We start from the raw sequence: 20,394 nt of genomic DNA on the forward strand, positions 1-20,394 counted from the left end.
TTTGGCCTCGGCCGCGCCAAGATCCGTGAACTTGCCTTCCAAGGCAACATTCCCGGCATCACCAAGGCCAGCTGGTAATCGGGCAGGAGATATTCAATGAGCATGAGTGACCCAATCGCCGATTTGCTGACCCGCATTCGCAATGCGCAAATGGTAGCTAAACCTACTGTTTTGGTGCCTTCTTCCAAAGTGAAGATTGCCATCGCGCAAGTGTTGAAAGACGAAGGCTATATCGACGGTTTTCAAATCAAAAAAGACGCTGGCAAGACTGAGCTTGAGATTGCTCTCAAGTACTACGCAGGTCGTCCAGTGATCGAACGTATCGAGCGCGTGAGCCGTCCTGGCTTGCGTGTGTACAAAGGCTGCGGCGCCATTCCCCAAGTCATGAACGGCATGGGTGTGGCCATCGTGACCACGCCCAAGGGCGTGATGACCGATCGCAAAGCACGCGCTACCGGTGTCGGTGGCGAAGTGTTGTGCTACGTCGCTTAAACGCCGACCAAAGGAAAGACTGAAATGTCCCGAGTTGGAAAAATGCCTGTGATCGTCCCCCAAGGTGTGGACGTGACTATTAACAGTGCCAGCATCAATGTCAAAGGTACCGGCGGCACATTGTCCGTTGTTGCCAATGCCTTGGTGAAGGTTGTCAACGATGCTGGTAAGGTGACTTTCACCCCGGCAGATGAGTCGCGTGAAGCGAATGCCATGAGTGGCACTCTGCGCCAGTTGGTCAACAACATGGTGGTGGGTGTCTCGAAAGGCTTCGAGAAGAAGTTGACTTTGGTCGGCGTGGGCTACAAAGCTCAGGCGCAAGGAACCAAGCTCAACCTCGCGGTGGGTTTCTCTCACCCCGTGAACAGAGACATGCCTGAGGGCATCAAGGTTGAAACGCCTGCGCCAACGGAAATCATCATCAAAGGTGCTGACCGTCAACGCGTAGGCCAAGTGGCCGCTGAGATTCGTGCGATTCGTCCTCCTGAGCCTTACAAAGGCAAGGGCATCCGTTATTCGGATGAGAAGATCACGATCAAAGAGACCAAGAAGAAATAAGGAGCTGCAACATGTTGACCAAAAAAGAGCAGCGTCTTCGTCGGGCCCGTCAGACACGTATCCGTATCGCCAATCAAGGCGTTGCACGTCTGATGGTGAACCGTACCAATTTGCACATTTACGCCAGTGTGATTTCTGGTTGCGGCACCAAAGTGCTCGCGGCAGCATCGACTGCAGAAGCCGATGTGCGCAAAGAACTTGGCGCGACTGGCAAAGGCGGCAACGTCAATGCAGCCCAAGTGATTGGCAAGCGCATTGCTGAAAAAGCAAAAGCAGCAGGCGTCGAGAAGGTGGCGTTCGATCGCTCCGGCTTCGCCTACCACGGCCGTGTCAAAGCACTCGCTGATGCCGCTCGTGAAGCTGGCTTGCAGTTCTAATCGAATTGGATATTACAAATGGCTAAATTACAGGCAAATACCAAGACGGACGGTCCTGAAGACGGTCTGAAAGAGAAGATGATCGCGGTCAACCGCGTCACCAAGGTTGTCAAGGGTGGTCGTATTCTCGGTTTCGCCGCACTCACCGTGGTGGGTGACGATGACGGTCGCGTTGGCATGGGCAAAGGCAAATCAAAAGAAGTGCCTGCTGCTGTGCAAAAAGCGATGGAAGAAGCCCGTCGCAACATGATCAAAGTGTCTCTGAAAAACGGCACCATCCACCACAAGGTGCACGGTAGCCACGGTGCAGCCAATGTGATGATGATTCCCGCGCCTAAGGGTACCGGCATCATTGCGGGTGGTCCCATGCGCGCTGTTTTCGAAGTGATGGGTATCACTGACATCGTGGCCAAGAGCCATGGCACGTCCAATCCCTACAACATGGTTCGTGCCACGTTGGATGCTTTGAAGAACTGCACCACGCCTTCGGAAGTCGCTGCCAAGCGCGGCAAAAATATCGAAGACATCTTCGCTTGATCTCGGAGCATTCGATGAGCAATACACAAACTGTCAAAGTCCAACTGGTGCGTAGCCCGATTGGAACCAAAGAATCGCACCGCGCCACTGTTCGTGGCTTGGGTCTGCGCAAACTCAACTCTGTGAGTGAGTTGCAAGACACGCCTGCCGTGCGCGGCATGATCAACAAGATCAGCTACCTGGTCAAAGTGCTGTAAAGGTTGAAGATGGAACTCAATAACATCAAACACGCCGATGGCGCCAAGCACGCCAAGCGTCGCGTGGGTCGCGGAATCGGTTCTGGCCTTGGCAAAACCGCAGGTCGCGGTCACAAAGGTCAAAAATCTCGTTCGGGCGGCTACCACAAAGTCGGTTTCGAAGGCGGTCAAATGCCTTTGCAGCGTCGCTTGCCCAAGCGCGGCTTCAAGTCCACCACCTTGAAATACAACGCGGAAGTGACCTTGGCGGCACTTGAGCAGTTCGGTGCTGCTGAGGTTGACATGAACAGCCTCAAGGCTGCCGGTTTGGTGGCTCACATCGCTCGCGTGGTCAAAGTGATCAAGACCGGTGAAATCACCAAAGCAGTCAAGCTCAATGGCATTGGCGCCACAGCTGCTGCCAAAGCTGCGATTGAAGCGGCTGGCGGCTCAGTGGCCTGATCTTTGACGATTTAGGAACAGCACCTCGTGGCCACGAAACCTTCATCGACGGGTAACAACGACAAGTTCGGCGATTTGCGTCGCCGACTGGTCTTTTTGTTGCTCGCGCTGGTTGTTTATCGCGTGGGCGCGCACATTCCTGTGCCAGGCATTGACCCCAACCAACTCCAGCAGTTGTTCAAGGGTCAGCAGGGCGGCATTTTGAGTTTGTTCAACATGTTCTCGGGCGGTGCCTTGTCGCGCTTCACCGTGTTCGCGTTGGGCATCATGCCCTACATCTCGGCTTCGATCATCATGCAATTGATGACGTATGTGTTGCCAACGCTTGAGCAGCTCAAAAAAGAAGGCGAAGCGGGTCGACGCAAAATCACGCAGTACACCCGCTATGGCACATTGGGTTTGGCTTTGTTCCAATCCATGGGCATTGCCTTGGCACTCGAAGCATCCGCAGGATTGGTGAATGTGCCCGGGTTTGGTTTCCGTGTGACAGCGATGATCACCTTGACATCGGGCACCATGTTTTTGATGTGGTTGGGTGAGCAAATCACCGAGCGCGGTTTAGGCAACGGAATTTCTATTCTGATTTTTGCGGGTATTGCTGCAGGTTTGCCCAATTCGGTAGGCGGCCTCTTGGAACTCGTGCGCACGGGTGCCATGAGCATCTTGGTTGCCTTGCTGATTGTGGTGGTGGTGGGCCTGGTCACTTACTTTGTGGTCTTCGTCGAGCGCGGTCAACGCAAGATTTTGGTCAACTATGCACGTCGCCAAGTCGGCAACAAGGTCTATGGCGGACAGTCTTCGCACCTGCCTTTGAAGCTGAACATGGCTGGTGTGATCCCCCCCATTTTTGCGTCCTCCATCATTTTGTTGCCTGCAACGGTGGTGAGCTGGTTCAGTTCGGGCGACAGCATGTTGTGGCTCAAAGATATTTCGGCCGCATTGGCACCTGGACAACCCGTCTATGTGATGTTGTACGCAGCTGCCATTGTGTTTTTCTGTTTCTTCTACACCGCCTTGGTTTTCAACAGCCGCGAGACGGCGGACAACTTGAAGAAAAGCGGTGCGTTTGTTCCGGGCATCCGTCCAGGCGATCAAACCGCGAAGTACATCGACAAAATTTTGGTTCGACTGACATTGGCGGGTGCGGTGTACATCACCTTCGTCTGTTTGTTGCCTGAGTTTCTGATTTTGAAATACAACGTGCCGTTCTACTTCGGTGGTACTTCGTTGCTGATCATTGTGGTGGTGACCATGGATTTCATGGCCCAAGTTCAAAACTACATGATGAGCCAGCAGTACGAGTCCTTGTTGAAGAAGGCCAGTTTCAAAACCACATTGGGTTAATCACCTGGTGATTGAAAAATACTGAATCGAGTTTGGCGGCCATGTTGGAAGCCAAATAAAATGAGTTTTAGGAGAGTGAAATGAGAGTTTCGGCTTCGGTCAAAAAAATTTGCCGCAACTGCAAAATCATCCGTCGCAAGGGCGTGGTTCGTGTGATCTGTACAGATCCACGCCACAAACAGCGTCAAGGCTGATTGAACTGGTTTAAAGAGGACGCACATGGCACGTATCGCTGGCATCAACATTCCGCCGCACAAACACGCTGAAATTGGCTTGACAGCTATTTTCGGTATTGGTCGCACACGCGCTCGCAAAATTTGCGAAGCATGTGGCATTGAATATTCAAAGAAGATCAAAGATCTGACAGACGGGGATCTTGAAAAAATCCGCGATCAGATCGCTGAGTTCACCATTGAAGGTGACTTGCGTCGCGAGACGACCATGAACATCAAGCGCTTGATGGACATCGGTTGCTACCGTGGTTTCCGTCATCGCCGTGGTTTACCCATGCGTGGTCAGCGTACGCGTACCAACGCACGTACGCGCAAGGGCCCACGTAAGGCAGCCCAGGCACTGAAGAAATAATCGGATTAAGGCACAACAATGGCTAAATCACCTTCCAATAGCGCAGCACAACGCGTTCGCAAAAAAGTTCGCAAGAACATTGCTGACGGTATTGCACACGTGCATGCTTCGTTCAACAACACCATCATCACCATCACCGATCGCCAAGGCAATGCTTTGTCATGGGCATCGTCGGGTGGCCAAGGTTTCAAGGGCTCACGCAAATCGACTCCTTTTGCAGCCCAAGTGGCTTCTGAAGTGGCGGGTCGTGCAGCTGTTGACCAAGGCATCAAGAATCTGGACGTTGAAATCAAAGGTCCAGGTCCTGGCCGTGAATCTTCAGTGCGCGCTTTGGCCGCATTGGGCATTCGCATCAACTCGATCGCTGACGTGACCCCGGTGCCCCACAACGGTTGCCGCCCACAAAAGCGTCGTCGTATCTAAGCGTTTCTCGCTTTTTACTGTTAACCACAAGCCCACCGCCGCTGGTCATGAACCAGCGGCTCCTCACTTTCAGTGAGCAGATGATCAAAGAAGGAAATTCAAGTGGCACGTTACCTAGGCCCTAAGGCCAAACTCTCACGCCGTGAAGGCACCGACTTGTTCTTGAAGAGCGCCCGTCGCTCGATTGCAGACAAGTCTAAATTTGACACCAAGCCAGGCCAACACGGTCGCACCTCGGGTCAGCGCACATCTGACTTCGGTTTGCAGTTGCGCGAAAAGCAAAAAGTCAAACGCATGTACGGTGTGTTGGAGCGTCAGTTCCGCCGCTACTTTGCTGCCGCTGATCGCCAAAAAGGCAACACGGGTGCAAACTTGTTGACCATTCTGGAAACTCGTTTAGACAACGTGGTCTACCGCATGGGCTTTGGTTCCACACGTGCTGAAGCACGTCAGCTGGTGTCTCACAAAGCCATCACCGTGAATGGCCATCCTGTCAACATCCCTTCTTACTTGGTGAAAGCCGGTGACGTGATCGCAGTGCGCGAAAAGTCAAAGAAACAAGGACGCGTGTTGGAAGCTTTGGAACTGGCCAAACAAGTTGGCATGCCAGCTTGGGTTGAGGTCAACGCTGACAAGGCCGAAGGCACATTCAAAAAGTCACCTGACCGTGATGAATTTGCAGCTGACATCAACGAATCGTTGATTGTCGAACTGTATTCGCGTTGATCCTGGTTGAGTTTCAACCGAACGCACCCCACGCTGCCTGCTCGCGCAGCGTGTCCCAGAAAGCCTGCCTTACCGGTGTAACGAGCCGGGGGTATTGAGAGGAAATCTGAATGCAAACAAATTTGCTGAAACCAAAAAATATTCACGTCGAGCAAGTTGGCCACAACAAAGCCAAAGTCACGCTCGAGCCGTTTGAGCGTGGTTATGGACACACCCTGGGCAATGCCTTGCGCCGTGTGTTGTTGTCGTCGATGGTGGGTTACGCAGTCACAGAAGTCACCATTGCTGGTGTGGTGCACGAGTACTCTTCGATCGACGGCGTTCAAGAAGATGTGGTCAACATTTTGTTGAACCTCAAGGGTGTTGTGTTCAAGTTACACAACCGCGATGAAGTGACCTTGAGTCTGCGCAAAGACGGTGAAGGCGCCGTCACTGCGGCTGACATCCAAACCCCCCATGACGTTGAAATCATCAACCCTGAGCATGTGATTGCCAATTTGTCGCAAGGCGGCAAGATTGACATTCAACTCAAGGTTGAAACGGGCCGTGGCTATGTGCCTGGCACCGTGCGTCGCTATGGTGAAGAGCCTAGCAAATCGATTGGCCGTATCGTGTTGGACGCATCTTTTTCGCCTGTGAGCCGTGTCAGCTACAGCGTTGAAAATGCACGTGTCGAACAGCGTACAGATTTGGACCGTTTGGTCATGGAAATCGAAACCAACGGCGCCATCACGGCGGAAGACGCGGTGCGCGCTTCTTCCAGAATTTTGGTTGAGCAACTGGCGGTCTTTGCACAGCTTGAAGGCGATGTCTTCAGTGCTGTGGGTGGTGCGCACGCGCCATCTGGCAGTTCACAGCAGTTCGATCCCTTGTTGTTGCGCCCCGTGGATGAGCTCGAACTCACCGTTCGTTCTGCCAACTGCCTCAAGGCCGAGAACATTTACTACATCGGTGATCTGATTCAGCGCACCGAAAACGAGTTGCTCAAGACCCCAAATTTGGGTCGCAAGTCACTCAACGAAATCAAAGAAGTTCTGGCTTCGCGTGGTCTGACCTTGGGCATGAAGCTCGAGAGCTGGCCCCCTGCTGGCCTAGAGCGTCGCTGATCTTTCAATCCCAACCCGACTTCAACGTCCCCTGGCCGTACCTGATACGGCGGCCGGCAAAATACCAAAGGAATCACCATGCGTCACGGACACGGACTACGTAAACTCAACCGCACCACCTCGCACCGCTTGGCCATGTTGCGCAACATGATGAACTCGCTCATCGAGCATGAAGCCATCAAGACCACGTTGCCAAAAGCCAAAGAACTGCGTCGCGTCATCGAGCCCATGATCACCTTGGCCAAAGTGCCAACTGTTGCCAACCGTCGCTTGGCGTTTGATCGCTTGCGTGACCGTGACAGCGTGGTCAAACTCTTCAACGACTTGGGCCCACGTTTCAAGACACGTCCAGGCGGTTACACCCGTATTTTGAAAATGGGTTTCCGTGTGGGTGACAACGCTCCAATGGCGTTCGTCGAATTGGTGGACCGCCCTGAAATTAAAGACGCGGTGGAAGTGCAAGAAGGCACTTAATCGGATAGAATAACCCTCTTACCGCGCGATGGAGCAGCCTGGTAGCTCGTTGGGCTCATAACCCAAAGGTCGCAAGTTCAAATCTTGCTCGCGCAACCAGATCAAGAAGCCCACTGAATTCGTTCAGTGGGCTTTTTTCTTGGTGATGTATGAATCAGTCATTCCATGTTTTAGAACAAGCACAACGCCTGACGCAGCCCCACAGCTGGGGCGAGGTCGTGTGGCATGTTTGGGGTCAGCACAACCATCCCAATCAGGTGCCTTTGGTTTTGTTGCACGGCGGGTCAGGCAGCTGGACGCACTGGGTTCGCAATGTGACACATTGGGCCCATGACCGCACCGTTTGGGCCTTAGACATGCCTGGCTTTGGAGACTCCGCACTCCCTCCTGAGGTGCGGGACGCAGACAGCTTGGCTCCCTATCTGGGGGAAGTGCTGCAAACGGCGTTTCACGGCAAAGCTGTGGACCTGATGGGTTTCTCATTTGGTGGACTCACGGCAGGATTGCTGGCGGCCGAGTATCCAGAACGTGTCGCACGTTTGTTTTTGGTTGGCGTGCCAGGTCTGGGGTTGATGCGGGAGTCTTTGCCTATGCGTGGCATGTTGCCTGAAATGACAGAGCAACAACAGCGCCTCGTGCACCGCCACAACCTGCGCGTGATGATGCTCAGCGATGAAGCATCCATCACCGAGGAGGTGGTCGACATGCAAGCCGCCAACGTGGTGCGAGACCGCATGCGACGGCGTCGGATTGCGCGCACCGATGTGTTGGCCAAAGCCCAAGCCGCTTGGGTCTGCCCAGTGCACGGGATTTGGGGCGAACAAGATGCCTTGTACTTGCATCAATTGAAACGAATCCCACAAGTGCTGCACAGGCTAGACAGTTTCCATCTGATTCCTGATGCCGGCCATTGGGTGGCCTATGAGCGTGCCCAAGCGTTCCACCGGGTCGTGGACCCACTCTTGAATCGAACGCAGCCACAGGCGTGATGTGACCCGAGCAATGAGCGCACAATGAACAGATGTTGTACAAATTCAAATCCAAAGCCACCGGCGATGTGATCATGCTGGAGCCTCAAGGGCGCCAACTATTGCAAATCATCGGCAAATCACCAGATGCAAAAGGAATCGTCCTCTGCACTGAAATACCGGGAGCGATCCAAGCTTTGCGCGAAGCAGTGGCGCAAGAAGAAGCCGCTTTGGCCGCTGCTGAACAAGCGCAGAAGGACCCAGCGAGCTCGGGCACCCCTGCCAAGACTGCATCTGGCAGCATCCGCCTGAAGCAGCGTGTGGTGCCTTTGATCGACATGCTGCAGCGCGCGCACACCGAAGAAGTCGATGTGGTCTGGGGTGTCTGAGCACACGCGCGTGCCGCACGCGTTCGAAGCCCTCACGCCCGATGTGGTGTTGGATGCCTTGGCCGATTTGGGCCTTGCCGTCGATGGACGGCTCACCGCACTGAGCTCCTATGAAAACCGTGTTTACCAAGTCATGTTGGATGACGACCAAGCCTTGGTGGCCAAGTTCTACCGACCTGACCGTTGGACGGACGCGCAAATACGGGAAGAGCATGCGTTCGCGGGCGAATTGATGGGGCAAGAAATCCCGATGGTGGGGCCGCTGCTGTTGCATGGCAGCACCTTGCACCACGCTAAAGGGTTTGCTTTCAGCGTGAGTCCTCGCCGGGGCGGGCGTCCGCCTGAGTTGGATGACCCTGAAGTGCTGGAATGGATTGGGCGCTTCATTGCGCGCTTGCACAACGTGGGGGCGAACCACCCATTTCAAACCCGGCCGAGCCTAGATGTCACCACCTTTGGGGAAGCCTCGCGCGACTGGTTGCTGGGGCAACACATGATTCCCATGGACCAACAACATGCCTGGTTGGATGTGTGCAACCAAGCCTTGGACAGGGTGCGTGAAGTGATGCACGACACGCCCGTTGAAAGCTTGCGCTTGCACGGTGACTGCCACCCCGGCAACATCTTGTGGACACCCACGGACTTGCCCCTTGGCGGGCCACATTTTGTCGATTTAGACGACGCACGCATGGGGCCGGCCATCCAGGATCTGTGGATGCTCTTGAGCGGTGACCGCGCACAGCGTACGCGCCAGTTGGGGATCTTGGTCGATGGCTATGAGGAAATGAGAGCGCTCGACCGTCGTGAGTTGGCCTTGATCGAGCCTTTGCGGACATTGCGTTTGATCCACTACAGCGCGTGGTTGGCCAGGCGCAGAGACGACCCCGCATTCATTCAAAATTTTTCATGGTTTGGCACCTCAGACTATTGGGCGGGCCAAGTGCACATGCTGGTCGAGCAGTGCGAGGCCATGCAAGAGCCGCCCCTGATCGTGTGAGCGGGCTGTGCACAGCACCGCCACGCCTCAGCAACCCAAGAGATCAGCCAGTCCCATGACATCGTGCGCATGCAACAAGTTGCCGGGTTGAGGCGAGACATCTTTGATCTGCGAAGCGCCAAACTCCAGGGGTCGTTCAATGTAGGCGGTGTTCAATCCGCACGCACCGGCTGCGGCCAAATCGTCGTGATGGGCCGCGCACAGCATCACTTGGTGTGGGCTTAAGTCAAACACCTTCGCCACCCCAAGGTAGACGGTGGGATCGGGTTTGTAGGCACGAAACACCTCGGCCGACAACACACAGTCCCACGGCAAGCCGGCACGCTTGGCCATGTTCGTCAAAAGCCCCAAGTTGCCGTTGGAAAGCGAACAAATGGTGAAGCGCTGCTTGAGTCGGGCAAGGCCGGCCACGCTGTCGGGCCAGGCGTCCAGGCGGTGCCAGACCCGATTCAAATGCACCCGTTCAGCTTCGCTCAAATGGCTCAATCCAAAGCGCGGGAGCAAGTCTTCCAAAATCAAGCGGTGCAAATCGTCAATCCGGGTCCAGCCCAGCTCGCCGGAGCGCACACGTGCCATGGCGGGTTGATAACCAGCGCGCCAAGCCAGGGCAAAGGCATTGGCGTCCACGTGCGGGTAGAGCGCTTGTACCTCGCGCATGATGCTGCCATGCCAGTCGACCACGGTGCCGAAAATATCGAAGGCCAACACTTGGGTGTCGGCCTTCACGCGATTGAGGATGTCCATGTGTTGCATGGACCGTGTTTTACACCAAGATTTACACCAACAGCGCGTTGACCCGTTTCACATAAGCGGCCGGGTCTTCGGGCAAACCCCCTTCGGCCAACAAGGCTTGGTCAAACAGGATGTGCGCCAAATCGTGGAAGTGCGGGTTGGCGTCTTGGCTGAGCTTTTTGACCAACACGTGTTCTGCGTTGACTTCCAAAATGGGCTTGACCACGGGCACGGCTTGACCCGCTTGCTTGAGCATGCGTGCCAGTTGGGTGGACATGCCATGGTCCTGGACCACCAAACACGCGGGGGAATCCACCAAACGGCTGGTCACGCGCACGTCTTCGGCCTTGTCTTTGAGGGCTTCTTTGAGTTTGGCCAACACCGGTTTGAAGGACTCTGCAGCATCCTCCGCCGCTTTCTTTTCGGTCTCGTCTTGCAGCTTGCCCAAATCCACCGCGCCCTTGGCCACCGACTGCAAGGGTGTGCCATCGAAATCGTGAAGGAAGTTCAGCGCCCATTCGTCCACACGGTCGGTCATCAAGAGCACCTCAATGCCCTTCTTGCGGAACACCTCCAGTTGCGGGCTGTTCTTGGCGGCTGCCAGTGTGTCGGCTGTGATGTAGTAGATGGCTTCTTGGCCGTCTTTCATGCGCGCTTTGTAATCGGCAAACGACACACTCAGCGTGTCGCTGGTGGTGCTGGCAAAGCGCAGCAGTTTGGCCAACTTGTCCTTGTTGGCCATGTCCTCGCCCAGGCCTTCTTTCAGAACGGCGCCAAACTCTGCGTAAAACTGGGTGAATTTGCCAGCGTCTTGTTTGTCTTCATCGCTGGCGTCGGCAGCGGGCACATCGCGCTTGGCCAAGTCTTCCAGCACCGCCAGCACCCGGCGTGTGTTGCCTTCACGAATGGCTTTGACGTCGCGGCTTTCTTGCAGCAACTCGCGGCTCACGTTGAGTGGCAAATCGGCCGAATCCACCACGCCTTTGACAAAGCGCAAGTAGGTGGGCATCAAGGCCTCGGCGTCGTCCATGATGAACACGCGTTTGACGTACAGCTTCAAGCCCGACTTGGTGTCGCGGTTGAACAAGTCCATCGGCGCTTTGCTGGGGATGTAGAGCAACTGGGTGTATTCGGTGCTGCCCTCTACACGGTTGTGCGTCCAAGCCAAAGGTACTTCAAAGTCGTGGCTGATGTGCTTGTAAAACTCTTCGTACTGCTCCTGGGTGACGTCTTTCTTGGCCCGCGCCCACAACGCATTGGCCTGGTTGACGGTCTCCCATTCGTCGGTGAGCACCATCTGACCGGGGGCATCGTTCTCACCTTCTTGCCACTCTTCTTTGCGCATGCGAATCGGCAAGGAGATGTGGTCGGAGTACTTGTTGATCACCGACTTGAGCTTCCATGCGCTCAGGTATTCCTCAGCATCGTCACGCAAGTGCAAGATAATGTGCGTGCCGCGCGCGTCTTGGGTGATGGTCTCGACTTCAAAGTCGCCCGTGCCTGTGCTGCTCCAGCGCACGCCTTCTTCGGCCTTCAGGCCTGCACGGCGGGACTCCACCGTGATCCGGTCAGCCACGATATAGCCCGAATAAAAGCCCACGCCGAATTGGCCGATCAAGGCGCCTTGGTCCTTGGCGCTGCTTTGTTGGTCGCCATTGAGCTTGCCCATGAATTCGCGGGTGCCGCTTTTGGCAATCGTGCCCAGATGGGCAATCGCTTCTTGCTCGCTCATGCCAATGCCGTTGTCGGCAATCGTCAAGGTCCGCGCTTCCTTGTCAAAACTCACCCTCACTTCGAGCTCAGAGGCGCCTTCGTACAAGGCGTCGTTGTTCAGCGCTTCGTAACGCAGCTTGTCACAGGCGTCGGACGCGTTGGAGACCAGTTCGCGCAAGAAAATTTCTTTGTTTGAGTACAGCGAGTGCGTGACGAGGTGCAGCAGTTGCGACACTTCGGCTTGGAACGAATGGGTGTGTTTGGTCATGATGGCTCAAAAAAGTCAAAGAGATGGAAATCAAAGAAGTCAATAAAACAACGCCCCAAGATGCGGGGCTGGAGGATGAATTTCAAGGGGACAGAAAGTCAGGCGCTAAAACCGTTCGTGGGCCCCCAGGTAACGCCATTGACCCACAGGTAAATTCCCCAGCACCACCCGTCCCATGCGGATGCGCTTGAGGCCCACCACCAACAAGCCGACTTGCTCGCACATGCGGCGAATCTGACGTTTTTTACCCTCGATCAGCACAAACCGCAGTTGCTCAGGGTTTTGCCATTCCACTTGCGCGGGTTTCAAGGGCTTGCCATCCAAGCTCAAGCCATGGCGCAGCCGCGCGAGCAGCTCGCGGGGGAAGACTTTCTGCACATTCAATGCTTCGCCTTGGTAAGTCACCCGCACCAAATATTCTTTTTCCATGTGGCTGTCTTCGCCAATCAACTGGCGTGCCACGCGGCCATCTTGCGTCAGCACCAACAGGCCCACCGAATCAATGTCCAGACGGCCCGCTGGGGCCAGCCCTCGCAGTTGGCTGGGTTGGATTCGGTTTTTGCTGGTGTCTTCACGCCAATGGTTGCGACCGTGGATCAGCGTGATGGCGGGCTCGTGGCCGTCTTCGGCTTGCCCGCTCACATAGCCCATGGGCTTGTGGAGCAAGATCGTGACTTGTGTGCTTTGGTGGCCTTTGGCACGTGGGTCGATTTCAACCCGGTCGGTCGGGCTGACCTTCACGCCCATGGGCGCAGCTTGGCCGTTGACCAGCACCCAGCCCTGCTCAATCCACGCGTCGGCCTCACGGCGCGAGCACAGGCCGAGTTCGGCCATGCGTTTGTTCAGACGAACAAGGTCGTTGGGGGCGTCAGGCATGGTGGGGGTCGGCATGGAGGGGTGAAGTTTAGCCAGTCGCTCTAGCTCGTCGTTCCATAGGCACGCAACACAGGCAGTTGGAGCACGCGCATGCCACCGTACTCAATGCGAATGGCGCCCTGTTGTTCTAAGGTGTTCAGCGCCACGTTCACCCGCTGACGCGACAAGCCCACCAAATACGCCAGCTCTTGCTGGGTGATGCGCAACATCTCCCCCACGCCCGGAAACAAGGTGGGATTGAACAAGGCTGCCAAGTTGCGTGCCACGCGCACATCGGGGTTGCTGGAGCGGTCGATCTCACGCGCTTCAATGAATTGCGCCAATCGCTCATTGAGTTGGTTCATCACAAAGCGGTTAAAGCCAATCGAGTTGTCCAGCAGCCAATGGAAATCGTCAATCGGAACCCCTGCCACCACACTTCGGCGCAAGGCCATGATGTTGTAGCGGTAGGGTTCACGCTTGATGGCGGTGCCCTCACCAAACCAGCCGCCGGGCGGTACCCCGGTGTAGGTGATGGTGCGCCCACTGGCGCTGTCGGTGCTCATCTTGAGCAAGCCGTCGATCACGCCAAACCAAAACGTCACCGGGCGCCCAATGCGACAGACATGGTCCCCAGCCGATGGGTCACTGACCACCAAGTGCGGCTCAATGCGCGCGCGCTCAGCGGGTGTCAGCAGATTGAGCCAAGGAATTTGCGCCAACTCAGCGCTGCTTGGCATGCGGCGGCGTTGGTAAACACTTGGGTTTTGCGTCATGAATGGAAAGGGTGAGGCGACAAGTCAGGCTCGGGTAAGTCGTGCTAGGGGTCTTCCCTCAATTGTCGTTGAAACGACAACTTGACGTCAAACCAGATCCTACGATGCACCTCAACATGACAACTTGCCGCCCTGTGTCGGCGAGTGTGCGGTGACCCCACAGGTTCAATCAAGGACACGACATGCAGACCACGTTTCCCCAACTGTTGCTCAAACATGCCAGCGAGCGCCCGCAGGCGCCTGCCATGCGCGAGAAGGAATACGGCATTTGGCAAACCATCCATTGGGCCGAGTTGGCCCATATGGTGGAACACATCGCATGTGGCCTGCACCAAGCCGGGCTCACCCGGGGTGAGCACTTGGTGGTGATTGGCTCCAACCGTCCTCGCTTGTATGCCACCATGCTGGCCGCCCAATCGCTGGGCGCAATCCCTGTGCCGCTGTACCAAGACGCGGTAGGCGCCGAGTGCGTGTTCCCTCTCAACAATGCCGAGGTGCGTTTTTGCGTGGTGGAGGACCAAGAGCAGGTCGACAAGTTGTTGGACATCCGAGACCAGTGCCCGCACATCAGCCACATCTTCTTTGACGACCCACGGGGTTTGCGCAAATACGACGAACCCGGTTTGGGTTCGCTGGAAGAACTTTTGGCCAGTGGCGCGGCATTTGCCCAACAGCACCCCGACTTTTTTCGTGGCGAAGTGGCCAAGGCGCACAGCGACGATGTGGGCGCGATGTTTTTCACCTCGGGCACCACGGGCAACCCCAAGGGCGTGGTCCACACCCACAACTCCTTGATCAACCGTGCCGAAGCAGGCGCACAGTTTGACCACCTCACCTCTGGGGAAGAGGTGCTGGCTTATCTGCCGCCAGCATGGATCGGGCAAAACATCTTCAGCTATGCCCAGTGGTTGGTGTGTGGCTATGTGGTGAATTGCCCAGAGTCGGCAGCCACGGTGACCATAGACTTGAAAGAGGTCGGACCCACCTACTACTTTGCGCCCCCCCGCGTGTTTGAAGGCTTGCTGACCAGCGTGATGATTCGCATGGAAGACGCGGGCAGCCTCAAACGCCACATGTTCCATTACTTCATGGATGTGGCGCGCCAATACGGCCCCACCAAGATGGACGGCAAATCGATTGGCCTGCTTGGCGGTTTGCTTTATGCCTTGGGCAATGTGTTGGTGTATGGCCCCTTGCGCAACACTTTGGGCTTGAGCCGGGTGCGCGTGGCTTACACCGCCGGCGAGGCTATCGGTCCTGACTTGTTCAGTTTCTACCGAGCCATTGGCGTCAACTTGAAGCAGCTTTATGGCTCCACCGAAACGGCGGTGTTTGTCTGCTTGCAGCCTGACCACGAAGCCCGTGCAGACACGGTGGGCGTGCCCTGTGCGGGGGTAGAAATCAAAGTGGCTGACAACGGCGAAATATTGGTCAAGTCCGCAGGCTTGCTCAAGGGCTATTACAAAAACCCCCAAGCCACAGCCGAGGTACTCACCCCCGATGGTTGGTACCACACCAGCGATGCGGGCTTCTTGGATGCACATGGACATTTGAAAATCATCGACCGCGTGAAAGACGTGGGGCGCATCCAAGGCGGCGTCAACGATGGCGCCATGTTTGCGCCCAAATATGTCGAAAACAAACTCAAGTTCTTTCCGCACATCAAAGAAGTGGTGGCCTATGGCGACCAGCGCGACCAGGTCTGCGTGATGATCAACATCGACTTTGATGCCGTGGGCAATTGGGCTGAGCGCAAAAATTTGCCCTACGCCGGCTACACCGACTTGGCGCAAAAGCCCGAGGTCTATGGCTTGATCCAAGAGTGCGTGGAAAAAGTCAATGCCGATCTGGCGGCCGATGCCCTGCTGGCGGGCAGCCAAGTCAGTCGCTTCTTGGTGCTGCACAAAGAGCTCGATGCCGATGACGGTGAGTTGACCCGTACCAACAAAGTGCGCCGTGGGTTCATCGCCGAAAAATACGAGGTCTTGGTCGCGGCCTTGTATGGCGGTGCCACCGAGCAGTTCATTGAAACCCAAGTCAAATTTGAGGACGGAAGAACAGGCAGCGTGAGCGCCACGCTCAAGATCTCAGATGCTAAAACCTTTGCCCCCATTGGGAGAGCTGCATGAGCCACACAGACACAGAACAAGACGGTAAGAAAATCGGTGGCGTCATCCTTGACGTTCAAAACATCAGCCTGCGTTTTGGGGGCGTCAAAGCGCTGACCGACATCTCTTTCAACGTGCGTGAGCACGAAGTGCGCGCCATCATTGGCCCAAACGGTGCCGGCAAGAGCTCCATGCTCAACTGCATCAACGGTGTTTACACCCCGCAAGAAGGTTCGATCACCTTCCGTGGTCAAACCTTTGGTCATATGGACAGCCATCAAGTGGCCACCATGGGCATCGCGCGAACTTTTCAAAATCTGGCCTTGTTCAAAGGCATGAGCGTGATCGACAACATCATGACGGGTCGCAACCTGCGCATCAAAAGCAATCTGTTCATGCAGGCCTTGCGCATCGGCCCTGCGCAACGCGAGGAAGAAGAACACCGCGAATTTGTCGAACACATCATCGACTTTTTGGAAATTCAAGCCCACCGCAAAACGCCTGTGGGGCAGCTGCCTTATGGCTTGCAAAAGCGTGTGGACCTGGGCCGTGCCTTGGCCATGGAGCCCCAAGTGCTGCTGCTGGACGAGCCCATGGCGGGCATGAACGTCGAAGAGAAACAAGACATGTGCCGCTTCATCTTGGACGTCAACGAAGAGTTCGGCACCACCATTGTGTTGATCGAGCACGACATGGGGGTGGTGATGGACATCTCGGACCGTGTGGTGGTGCTGGACTACGGCAAGAAGATTGGCGATGGCGCGCCTGACGAGGTGCGCAACAACGAGGAGGTCATCCGCGCCTACCTCGGGACTTCACACTGAGGACAAGACCATGGCATTTTTTCTAGAAGCACTTTTTGGCGGCTTGATGGCGGGCATGTTGTATTCCCTGGTGGCGCTGGGCTTTGTGCTGATCTTCAAAGCCTCGGGGGTGTTCAACTTTGCCCAGGGCGCGATGGTGCTGTTTGCTGCTTTGGCCATGGCCCGCTTTTCTGAGTGGATCCCGGGTTGGTTAGGCACCGACAGCAAACTGCTGGCCAATGTGCTCGCCTTTGTGATCGCAGGCGCTTGCATGTTTGTGTTGGCGTGGGTGATTGAGCGTTTGGTGTTGCGTCACTTGGTGAACCAAGAGGGCGTGACCTTGCTGATGGCCACTTTGGGCATCACCTACTTTTTAGACGGTTTGGGTCAAACGATTTTTGGCAGCGACATTTACAAGATCGATGTGGGCATGCCCAAAGACCCGGTGTTCCTTTTGGATTCGGTGTTCGAAGGCGGTGTGATGATCAACCTCGAAGACGTGTACGCCGCTTGCGTGGCTGCCTTGTTGGTGGTGGTGCTGTCTTTGTTTTTCCAAAAAACCAGCACCGGGCGCGCGCTGCGTGCGGTAGCCGATGACCACCAAGCCGCGCAATCGATTGGCATCCCGCTCAACCGCATTTGGGTCATCGTGTGGTTTGTGGCGGGCATCACGGCCTTGGTGGCCGGCATCATTTGGGGCTCCAAGATGGGTGTGCAGTTTTCGCTCACCACCGTGGCTTTGCGAGCCTTGCCCGTGATCATTTTGGGGGGGCTCACCTCAGTGCCTGGTGCCATCATTGGCGGGCTGATCATTGGCGTGGGCGAGAAGCTCTCCGAAGTTTATGTGGGGCCCATGGTGGGCGGCGGGATTGAAATTTGGTTTGCCTACGTGCTGGCCTTGGTGTTCTTGCTGTTTCGTCCGCAAGGTTTGTTTGGCGAGAAGATCATTGACCGCGTGTAAGGAGACACAACATGTTTTACAGAGAAAACGGTCAGTTCAAAACCACCTACAGCAAAGACCAGCAGATTTTTCCGATCGCGCAAGACCGCTGGGTGATTCTGGCGTTGGTGGCTTTTGCGTTCATTGGCATCCCGGCCATGGTCGATGAGTACCTTTACCGTGCCATTCTGATTCCCTTCTTGATCTTGTCCCTGGCCGCCTTGGGTGTGAACATCTTGGTGGGCTATTGCGGCCAAATCTCTTTGGGCTCAGGCGCCTTCATGGCGGTGGGCGCCTACATGGCCTACAACACCTACATCCGCATCGAGGGCATCCCCTTGATCTTGGCCTTGTTGTCTGGCGGTTTTTTTGCCACGCTGGTGGGCATCGTCTTTGGCATTCCAAGCTTGCGGGTCAAGGGCTTGTATTTGGCGGTTGCCACTTTGGCTGCACAGTTCTTTTGTGACTGGGCTTTTCTGCGCTTGGGGTGGTTCACCAACTACAACGCCTCGGGATCGGTGTCGGTGTCAAACCTCAGTGTGATGGGCTTGTCGATTGCCACACCGGTTGAAAAGTATCTGTTTTGTTTGTGCTTTTTGGTGGTGTTTGGTTTGCTGGCCAAAAACTTGGTGCGCTCAGCCATTGGCCGTGAGTGGATGGCCATCCGCGACATGGACGTGGCCGCAGCGGTGATCGGCATTCGCCCGGTCTATGCCAAGCTCAGCGCTTTTGCGGTCAGCTCATTCATCGTCGGTGTGGCCGGTGCACTCTGGGGTTTTGTGCATTTGGGTTCATGGGAGCCTGCTGCGTTCTCGATCGACCGCAGTTTCCAGTTGCTGTTCATGGTCATCATCGGTGGCATGGGCTCCATCATGGGCAGCTTCTTTGGTGCGGCGTTCATTGTGGTGCTGCCCATCTTTTTGAGCCAATTGCTGCCCGCGATAGGCGGGATGGTTGGCTTGGTGGTCTCAACGGCTGCCGTGGCGCATGTGGAGTCCATGGTGTTTGGTGCCTTGATCGTGTGGTTCTTGATCGTGGAACCCCATGGCTTGGCCAAGCTGTGGTCGATTGCCAAACAAAAGCTTCGCCTGTGGCCCTTCCCTCATTGAATCTCACACTGATTTCCTTGACCTTTCAAACTTTTAACAGGAGACAAACCATGAAACTACGTCAACTCTCAACCGCCGTCAGCTTGGTGGCTGCCGTCATCGCTGGCAGTGCAGTGAGCACGCAAGCTGCTGCGCAAGCCAAAGAGCAATTCTTTCCCTCGCTGGTCTACCGCACCGGCGCCTATGCCCCCAACGGAGTGCCTTTTGCTAACGGCTTTGCCGACTACCTCAAGCTCACCAACTTACGTGGCGGTATCAACGGCGTGAAAGTCATTTACGAAGAGTGCGAAACCGCCTATGCCACCGACCGTGGCGTGGAGTGCTACGAGCGCCTCAAGGGCAAAAACGGTGGCGCCACCGTGTTCCAACCGTTGTCCACAGGCATCACCTTTGCGTTGACCGAAAAAGCGCCGGTCGACAAGATTCCTGTCCTGACACCGGGCCTGGGCCGCAGCGAGTCGCAAGACGGTGGCGTGTTCAAGTGGAACTTCCCCTTGGCAGGCACCTACTGGGTGGCGGCTGACACCATCATCCAAGACATCGGCAAAAAAGAAGGTGGCTTGGACAAACTCAAAGGCAAGAAGATTGCCTTGATGTACCACGACAGCCCCTTCGGCAAAGAAGCCATCCCCATGTTGCAAGAGCGTGCGGCACTGCATGGTTTTCAGCTGAGCTTGTTGCCCGTCACGCACCCCGGCGTGGAGCAAAAATCCACCTGGCTGCAGATCCGTCAAAACCGCCCCGACTACGTGATCAACTGGGGATGGGGGGTGATGAACTCCACCGCTTTGAAAGAAGCCCAAGCCACCGGCTACCCACGCGAAAAAATGTATGGTGTGTGGTGGGCAGGTGCAGAGCCTGACGTCAAAGACGTGGGCCAAGGCGCTAAGGGTTACAACGCCATCATGATGCAGCACGGCGCTGAGAAGAACGCGGATGTGGTCAAAGAAATCTTGGCCAAGTTGCATGGCAAAGGACAAGGCACCGGACCTCAAGAAGAAGTGGGTGATGTGTTGTACATGCGCGGTGTGCAAGCCGCGATGTATGGCATTGAAGGTGTGCGTGCCGCCCAAGAGCGCTTTGGCAAAGGCAAGGTCATGAGTGGCGAACAAGCCCGCTGGGGGTATGAAAACTTGAACCTGACCCAAGCCAAACTCGATTCGCTCGGCTTCAAAGGCGTGCTGCGCCCCTTGTCCACCAGCTGCCAAGACCACATGGGTGCGGCTTGGACGCGCGTGCACACCTGGGACGGCGTGCGCTTCAACTGGTCGTCGGATTGGTACCAGGCCGATGAGCAAATCATCAAACCCATGGTCAAAGCCGCAGCCGATAAATACGCCGCTGAGAAAAAATTCTCACGCCGTGCGCCTTCGGACTGCCAGTCTTGATGAGCAGCCCTGATCAGCCCTCGATGCGCTGATCGTTTGGTGGCTCCTGCGAGCCACCAAACCTCAAACCTAGGCACAGTGCTGGGTT

The 20,394-nt window shown here is 55.8% G+C and carries 25 protein-coding genes, 1 tRNA gene and 1 pseudogene; 23 read left to right on the plus strand and 4 right to left on the minus strand.

Translation table 11 applies throughout. From position 1 onward, the window contains the following. From ACKWJN_RS12985 to ACKWJN_RS13070, 18 genes and pseudogenes are all read left to right on the plus strand, one after another. Positions 1 to 78, plus strand: a pseudogene (locus tag ACKWJN_RS12985) (30S ribosomal protein S14); the annotation flags it as partial. An 18-nt stretch (positions 79 to 96) separates the two neighbouring features. Further along, positions 97 to 492 carry a 30S ribosomal protein S8 gene (gene rpsH, locus ACKWJN_RS12990; RefSeq protein ID WP_408597546.1) on the plus strand — a complete coding sequence of 132 codons (396 nt, stop codon included), beginning with the start codon at positions 97 to 99 and terminating at the stop codon, positions 490 to 492. Positions 493 to 516: 24 nt separating this feature from the next. Next, positions 517 to 1,050: a 50S ribosomal protein L6 gene (gene rplF / locus ACKWJN_RS12995; RefSeq protein ID WP_408597548.1), complete on the plus strand. Its 534-nt coding sequence runs from the start codon at positions 517 to 519 to the stop codon at positions 1,048 to 1,050. A gap of 11 nt (positions 1,051 to 1,061) precedes the next feature. Next, the gene (gene rplR / locus ACKWJN_RS13000) at positions 1,062 to 1,427 is read left to right on the plus strand and encodes a 50S ribosomal protein L18 (RefSeq protein ID WP_100147476.1); all 366 of its coding nucleotides are present in this window, start codon (positions 1,062 to 1,064) and stop codon (positions 1,425 to 1,427) included. An 18-nt stretch (positions 1,428 to 1,445) separates the two neighbouring features. Continuing rightward, positions 1,446 to 1,964 (plus strand): 30S ribosomal protein S5, encoded by a 519-nt coding sequence (gene rpsE, locus ACKWJN_RS13005; RefSeq protein ID WP_408597550.1) that lies wholly within the window; start codon positions 1,446 to 1,448, stop codon positions 1,962 to 1,964. A gap of 14 nt (positions 1,965 to 1,978) precedes the next feature. Continuing rightward, the gene (gene rpmD / locus ACKWJN_RS13010; RefSeq protein ID WP_100147478.1) at positions 1,979 to 2,161 is read left to right on the plus strand and encodes a 50S ribosomal protein L30; all 183 of its coding nucleotides are present in this window, start codon (positions 1,979 to 1,981) and stop codon (positions 2,159 to 2,161) included. 9 nt (positions 2,162 to 2,170) lie between these two features. Beyond that, positions 2,171 to 2,602: a 50S ribosomal protein L15 gene (rplO, locus tag ACKWJN_RS13015; protein WP_100147479.1), complete on the plus strand. Its 432-nt coding sequence runs from the start codon at positions 2,171 to 2,173 to the stop codon at positions 2,600 to 2,602. A 27-nt stretch (positions 2,603 to 2,629) separates the two neighbouring features. Then, a complete protein-coding gene (gene secY / locus ACKWJN_RS13020; protein WP_408597553.1) occupies positions 2,630 to 3,946 on the plus strand; it encodes a preprotein translocase subunit SecY in 1,317 nt (438 codons plus the stop codon). Positions 3,947 to 4,026: 80 nt separating this feature from the next. Beyond that, complete coding sequence (gene rpmJ / locus ACKWJN_RS13025) at positions 4,027 to 4,140, plus strand: 50S ribosomal protein L36 (protein WP_011481465.1); 114 nt, start codon at positions 4,027 to 4,029, stop codon at positions 4,138 to 4,140. A gap of 25 nt (positions 4,141 to 4,165) precedes the next feature. Further along, complete coding sequence (rpsM, locus tag ACKWJN_RS13030; RefSeq protein ID WP_408597555.1) at positions 4,166 to 4,531, plus strand: 30S ribosomal protein S13; 366 nt, start codon at positions 4,166 to 4,168, stop codon at positions 4,529 to 4,531. Positions 4,532 to 4,549: 18 nt separating this feature from the next. After that, positions 4,550 to 4,954: a 30S ribosomal protein S11 gene (rpsK, locus tag ACKWJN_RS13035; protein WP_100147482.1), complete on the plus strand. Its 405-nt coding sequence runs from the start codon at positions 4,550 to 4,552 to the stop codon at positions 4,952 to 4,954. Positions 4,955 to 5,056: 102 nt separating this feature from the next. Continuing rightward, a complete protein-coding gene (gene rpsD / locus ACKWJN_RS13040) occupies positions 5,057 to 5,680 on the plus strand; it encodes a 30S ribosomal protein S4 (protein WP_408597557.1) in 624 nt (207 codons plus the stop codon). A 110-nt stretch (positions 5,681 to 5,790) separates the two neighbouring features. After that, positions 5,791 to 6,786: a DNA-directed RNA polymerase subunit alpha gene (locus tag ACKWJN_RS13045; RefSeq protein WP_408597558.1), complete on the plus strand. Its 996-nt coding sequence runs from the start codon at positions 5,791 to 5,793 to the stop codon at positions 6,784 to 6,786. 78 nt (positions 6,787 to 6,864) lie between these two features. Then, complete coding sequence (gene rplQ / locus ACKWJN_RS13050) at positions 6,865 to 7,260, plus strand: 50S ribosomal protein L17 (RefSeq protein ID WP_408597560.1); 396 nt, start codon at positions 6,865 to 6,867, stop codon at positions 7,258 to 7,260. 22 nt (positions 7,261 to 7,282) lie between these two features. After that, positions 7,283 to 7,359, plus strand: a tRNA-Met gene (locus ACKWJN_RS13055). A gap of 50 nt (positions 7,360 to 7,409) precedes the next feature. Next, a complete protein-coding gene (locus ACKWJN_RS13060) occupies positions 7,410 to 8,249 on the plus strand; it encodes an alpha/beta fold hydrolase (RefSeq protein WP_408597562.1) in 840 nt (279 codons plus the stop codon). A 32-nt stretch (positions 8,250 to 8,281) separates the two neighbouring features. Then, positions 8,282 to 8,617, plus strand: coding sequence for a DUF1840 domain-containing protein (locus ACKWJN_RS13065; protein WP_408597563.1), 336 nt, complete (start codon positions 8,282 to 8,284; stop codon positions 8,615 to 8,617). Then, on the plus strand, positions 8,610 to 9,614 hold the full coding sequence (locus tag ACKWJN_RS13070) for a serine/threonine protein kinase (RefSeq protein ID WP_408597564.1): 1,005 nt from the start codon (positions 8,610 to 8,612) through the stop codon (positions 9,612 to 9,614). Before ACKWJN_RS13065 ends, ACKWJN_RS13070 begins: the two co-directional genes overlap by 8 nt. A gap of 27 nt (positions 9,615 to 9,641) precedes the next feature. On the opposite strand, the gene ACKWJN_RS13075 is transcribed toward ACKWJN_RS13070, so the two are convergent. From ACKWJN_RS13075 to ACKWJN_RS13090, 4 genes are all read right to left on the minus strand, one after another. Next, positions 9,642 to 10,367, minus strand: coding sequence for a haloacid dehalogenase type II (locus tag ACKWJN_RS13075; RefSeq protein WP_408597566.1), 726 nt, complete (start codon positions 10,365 to 10,367; stop codon positions 9,642 to 9,644). A gap of 22 nt (positions 10,368 to 10,389) precedes the next feature. Beyond that, on the minus strand, positions 10,390 to 12,327 hold the full coding sequence (htpG, locus tag ACKWJN_RS13080) for a molecular chaperone HtpG (protein WP_408597568.1): 1,938 nt from the start codon (positions 12,325 to 12,327) through the stop codon (positions 10,390 to 10,392). Between the two features lie 105 nt (positions 12,328 to 12,432). Further along, positions 12,433 to 13,218 (minus strand): pseudouridine synthase, encoded by a 786-nt coding sequence (locus ACKWJN_RS13085; RefSeq protein WP_408597569.1) that lies wholly within the window; start codon positions 13,216 to 13,218, stop codon positions 12,433 to 12,435. Positions 13,219 to 13,244: 26 nt separating this feature from the next. Continuing rightward, positions 13,245 to 13,958, minus strand: a complete 714-nt coding sequence (locus ACKWJN_RS13090; RefSeq protein WP_408597570.1) for a Crp/Fnr family transcriptional regulator — start codon at positions 13,956 to 13,958, stop codon at positions 13,245 to 13,247. A gap of 182 nt (positions 13,959 to 14,140) precedes the next feature. Here ACKWJN_RS13090 and ACKWJN_RS13095 point away from each other — a divergent pair, with 182 nt between their 5' ends. The 5 genes from ACKWJN_RS13095 to ACKWJN_RS13115 are packed head-to-tail and all read left to right on the plus strand — an operon-like array spanning position 14,141 to position 20,306. Continuing rightward, positions 14,141 to 16,087: an AMP-dependent synthetase/ligase gene (locus ACKWJN_RS13095; RefSeq protein WP_408597572.1), complete on the plus strand. Its 1,947-nt coding sequence runs from the start codon at positions 14,141 to 14,143 to the stop codon at positions 16,085 to 16,087. Then, positions 16,084 to 16,890 carry an ABC transporter ATP-binding protein gene (locus ACKWJN_RS13100; RefSeq protein ID WP_408597574.1) on the plus strand — a complete coding sequence of 269 codons (807 nt, stop codon included), beginning with the start codon at positions 16,084 to 16,086 and terminating at the stop codon, positions 16,888 to 16,890. Before ACKWJN_RS13095 ends, ACKWJN_RS13100 begins: the two co-directional genes overlap by 4 nt. Positions 16,891 to 16,900: 10 nt before the next feature. Beyond that, entirely contained in the window at positions 16,901 to 17,830 is a 930-nt protein-coding gene (locus tag ACKWJN_RS13105) for a branched-chain amino acid ABC transporter permease (RefSeq protein ID WP_408597576.1), read from the plus strand. Between the two features lie 11 nt (positions 17,831 to 17,841). Beyond that, on the plus strand, positions 17,842 to 18,918 hold the full coding sequence (locus tag ACKWJN_RS13110; protein WP_408597578.1) for a branched-chain amino acid ABC transporter permease: 1,077 nt from the start codon (positions 17,842 to 17,844) through the stop codon (positions 18,916 to 18,918). 50 nt (positions 18,919 to 18,968) lie between these two features. After that, positions 18,969 to 20,306, plus strand: a complete 1,338-nt coding sequence (locus ACKWJN_RS13115; RefSeq protein ID WP_408597580.1) for an ABC transporter substrate-binding protein — start codon at positions 18,969 to 18,971, stop codon at positions 20,304 to 20,306. Positions 20,307 to 20,394 lie beyond the last annotated feature (88 nt).

Source organism: Limnohabitans sp. (assembly GCF_046052825.1).
GTDB lineage: Bacteria > Pseudomonadota > Gammaproteobacteria > Burkholderiales > Burkholderiaceae_C > Limnohabitans.

What these genes read in the sequence shown, in the direction of transcription:
- rpmJ (WP_011481465.1), top strand. Translation starts at nt 4,027, where the DNA reads ATGAGAGTTTCGGCTTCGGTCAAAAAAATTTGCCGCAACTGCAAAATC.
- ACKWJN_RS13045 (WP_408597558.1), top strand. Translation starts at nt 5,791, where the DNA reads ATGCAAACAAATTTGCTGAAACCAAAAAATATTCACGTCGAGCAAGTT.
- rpsE (WP_408597550.1), top strand. Translation starts at nt 1,446, where the DNA reads ATGGCTAAATTACAGGCAAATACCAAGACGGACGGTCCTGAAGACGGT.
- rplQ (WP_408597560.1), top strand. Translation starts at nt 6,865, where the DNA reads ATGCGTCACGGACACGGACTACGTAAACTCAACCGCACCACCTCGCAC.
- ACKWJN_RS13100 (WP_408597574.1), top strand. Translation starts at nt 16,084, where the DNA reads ATGAGCCACACAGACACAGAACAAGACGGTAAGAAAATCGGTGGCGTC.
- ACKWJN_RS13090 (WP_408597570.1), bottom strand. Translation starts at nt 13,958, where the DNA reads ATGACGCAAAACCCAAGTGTTTACCAACGCCGCCGCATGCCAAGCAGC.
- rplO (WP_100147479.1), top strand. Translation starts at nt 2,171, where the DNA reads ATGGAACTCAATAACATCAAACACGCCGATGGCGCCAAGCACGCCAAG.
- ACKWJN_RS13105 (WP_408597576.1), top strand. Translation starts at nt 16,901, where the DNA reads ATGGCATTTTTTCTAGAAGCACTTTTTGGCGGCTTGATGGCGGGCATG.
- htpG (WP_408597568.1), bottom strand. Translation starts at nt 12,327, where the DNA reads ATGACCAAACACACCCATTCGTTCCAAGCCGAAGTGTCGCAACTGCTG.
- rpsK (WP_100147482.1), top strand. Translation starts at nt 4,550, where the DNA reads ATGGCTAAATCACCTTCCAATAGCGCAGCACAACGCGTTCGCAAAAAA.
- ACKWJN_RS13110 (WP_408597578.1), top strand. Translation starts at nt 17,842, where the DNA reads ATGTTTTACAGAGAAAACGGTCAGTTCAAAACCACCTACAGCAAAGAC.
- ACKWJN_RS13085 (WP_408597569.1), bottom strand. Translation starts at nt 13,218, where the DNA reads ATGCCGACCCCCACCATGCCTGACGCCCCCAACGACCTTGTTCGTCTG.
- ACKWJN_RS13065 (WP_408597563.1), top strand. Translation starts at nt 8,282, where the DNA reads ATGTTGTACAAATTCAAATCCAAAGCCACCGGCGATGTGATCATGCTG.
- ACKWJN_RS13115 (WP_408597580.1), top strand. Translation starts at nt 18,969, where the DNA reads ATGAAACTACGTCAACTCTCAACCGCCGTCAGCTTGGTGGCTGCCGTC.
- ACKWJN_RS13095 (WP_408597572.1), top strand. Translation starts at nt 14,141, where the DNA reads ATGCAGACCACGTTTCCCCAACTGTTGCTCAAACATGCCAGCGAGCGC.
- ACKWJN_RS13075 (WP_408597566.1), bottom strand. Translation starts at nt 10,367, where the DNA reads ATGCAACACATGGACATCCTCAATCGCGTGAAGGCCGACACCCAAGTG.
- rplR (WP_100147476.1), top strand. Translation starts at nt 1,062, where the DNA reads ATGTTGACCAAAAAAGAGCAGCGTCTTCGTCGGGCCCGTCAGACACGT.
- rpsM (WP_408597555.1), top strand. Translation starts at nt 4,166, where the DNA reads ATGGCACGTATCGCTGGCATCAACATTCCGCCGCACAAACACGCTGAA.
- ACKWJN_RS13060 (WP_408597562.1), top strand. Translation starts at nt 7,410, where the DNA reads ATGAATCAGTCATTCCATGTTTTAGAACAAGCACAACGCCTGACGCAG.
- rpmD (WP_100147478.1), top strand. Translation starts at nt 1,979, where the DNA reads ATGAGCAATACACAAACTGTCAAAGTCCAACTGGTGCGTAGCCCGATT.
- rplF (WP_408597548.1), top strand. Translation starts at nt 517, where the DNA reads ATGTCCCGAGTTGGAAAAATGCCTGTGATCGTCCCCCAAGGTGTGGAC.
- rpsH (WP_408597546.1), top strand. Translation starts at nt 97, where the DNA reads ATGAGCATGAGTGACCCAATCGCCGATTTGCTGACCCGCATTCGCAAT.